The 2,161-nt window shown below is 61.3% G+C and carries 2 protein-coding genes; one reads left to right on the top strand and one right to left on the bottom strand.

Features of this window, described 5'->3' with window-relative positions; genetic code table 11:
• Positions 1-73 precede the first annotated feature (73 nt).
• Positions 74-1,672, bottom strand: coding sequence for an alkaline phosphatase family protein (locus BRAS3809_RS28875; RefSeq protein WP_008965551.1), 1,599 nt, complete (start codon positions 1,670-1,672; stop codon positions 74-76).
• A gap of 205 nt (positions 1,673-1,877) precedes the next feature.
• Between BRAS3809_RS28875 and BRAS3809_RS28880 the strand changes: the two genes are divergently transcribed.
• A partial coding sequence (locus BRAS3809_RS28880; protein ID WP_035659239.1) for a hypothetical protein occupies positions 1,878-2,161 on the top strand: 284 nt, incomplete at its 3' end.

The raw sequence follows: 2,161 nt of genomic DNA on the forward strand, positions 1-2,161 counted from the left end.
TCGATGTGGAGAGGCGTCGATGGCGATTCGGAGGACCGGATCGCCATCGGTGGCGAGGTGAACTGCTCGGCGCCTAGTGTTCGAAGCCTGGCAGCGGCGCCGTATGCTCGGCGCGGGCACCCGTCAGCCGATCAGGATCGAGAGCCAGCGCGCGCAGGATCGTCGGTGCGACCTGCTTGTTCTCGACCTTCTCGTCCACGACACCACCCTCGAAGCGCGGATTGGCGACAATCAGCGCAACATGGGTGTCGTCGGCGGTGAAGCCGCCGTGCTCGGACACCTTCTTCTTGCTGCCGCTGTAGATCGTGCCGTGCAGCGGCTGGATGATGATGTCGGGCGTGCGTCCCTGGGCCGGGTTGCCGAATTTGTCCTCGAGTTCGTCATCCTGATAGATCTTCTCGATCCGGGCCTGGTTCAGCAGGACCCGGTCATTCTCGAGAATGCTGACGGCCTTCTGGGTCTGGCGCTGATCCGCAAGCCAGATCAATGACACGTCGTCGGCAGTTTCGAGCGCAACGTTGACGCCGCCTGCCGTCAGGAGATCGACGGGGTCGACCACGTCGGCATGGCCGGGCAGCAATCGCGGGTTTGCACTGTTCTTCAACATGTGCAGCTGGCTGACGTCGATCGGCGATTGACCGTGCTTGGCACCGACGATCACGAGCGTGCTCGCGGTCAGGTGCTGTTTGTCGAGTTCGTCGAGCATCTGGCCGATCGCGGCATCGACGAACTCCAGGGAGAGTTCGAGCTGCGGGCTTGGTGTTCCGCTCGCATCGGTGTAGCCGGCTGCCGTGACTTTCTGGCCGACGCTGACGGATTGGAAGTTCATGCCGAAGATCGCCGGCACTCCGGTCTTCGTCGCCCCGGTATGATCGAGACCCTTGATCCAGTTGATGACCGCTGTGACCTTCAGGTTGTCATAATAGCGCGTGTAGACCGGATTAACGGTCCAGTCGTCGCTCGCCCCGGGCGTCGGAACGAGCTGCGGTGCCAGTGCGAGCACGGTGCTGGAATTGATCTCCGGTGCGTAGAGCTCGTCGAGGCCCTTGCCCGACGGACCGCTGATGATCTCATAGGCCGGATGCTTGTCGGACCAGGCCGTGCGCAGGCCGGCCTCATGGATCACCTCCATGATGGTCGTCGTGTGGTTCTTCAGATATTGGTGCGGATAGACGACCTGGCAGTCTCCGCCGACCTTACGCATGGGCAGATTGGCGGGATTGATGTGATCGGAACCGGCGGGACCGCCGCCATCGAGCTTGCTCAGATCGTAATCCAGCGCCTCGAAATAGGTGACTTCGGTGCCGGGCTGAGCCTGGCAATTGCTTCCCGGCGCATAGAATGTGCGGTCGTATGTATCGTCGTAGAAGACGCCGTGCGTCTTCGGCGAAGCCCCGGTCATGAAGGCCAGCAAGCCCGGAAACGAGTCCGACGGACGTGATGTATGCGCATTGGTGTAGTGCAGTCCGTGCCTCAGCAGCTTGGCAAAGGCCGATGATGAGTGGCCCTTGACGTAGCGCTGCAGGTCGACTTCGTGCATGCCGTCGATGCTGACGAGCAACACGTGCTTGATGGCCTGATGGTGATGATCGTCGGAGTCCGCGCGCGCTGCCGAGATCAGCGCGGTCGATGCGAGCGATAGGAAAATTGCGGTCTTTCTGATTCCGTCCACGTGAATTCCTCCCCTGGAATACACATGACGGCATAGCCCATCGAACACGACGCAAATATGAACCGGTGATGACGCTGGGATTGTCGTCCAGATCATTCGAGTGGCGGCCATCGTCGCGGGGGCTGTCACAGGCACGTCGGTCAGCCCTGTTAGATAGATCGCCCTTCGGAACGAGTCCGAGCGAATGAATCAAGGGGGATTATTGATGAAGCAATCATATCTCAATGCGGCGGGTGCGATCGCGCTGCTCGCGCTGACAAGTGCCGCACAGGCCGATCCGGTCATGACCTACGTGCCGAACAGTCTGAGGCAGTCGGTGATCGAGCGCGGGCCGTGGACGCTTCATGAGAATGACCGCTATTCGCAACACGATGCCTCGGGCGTCGTTCCCCCCGCATCGCAGAAGGCGCCTCCCTATTCGGGAACCGGAACGCCCTATGCCGGATACTGCTCGGGTTCCGGCGAGGTGGCGGTCAACCATCGCAGGAG

Origin of the sequence: Bradyrhizobium sp. STM 3809 (assembly GCF_000239795.1) — a bacterium.
GTDB lineage: Bacteria > Pseudomonadota > Alphaproteobacteria > Rhizobiales > Xanthobacteraceae > Bradyrhizobium.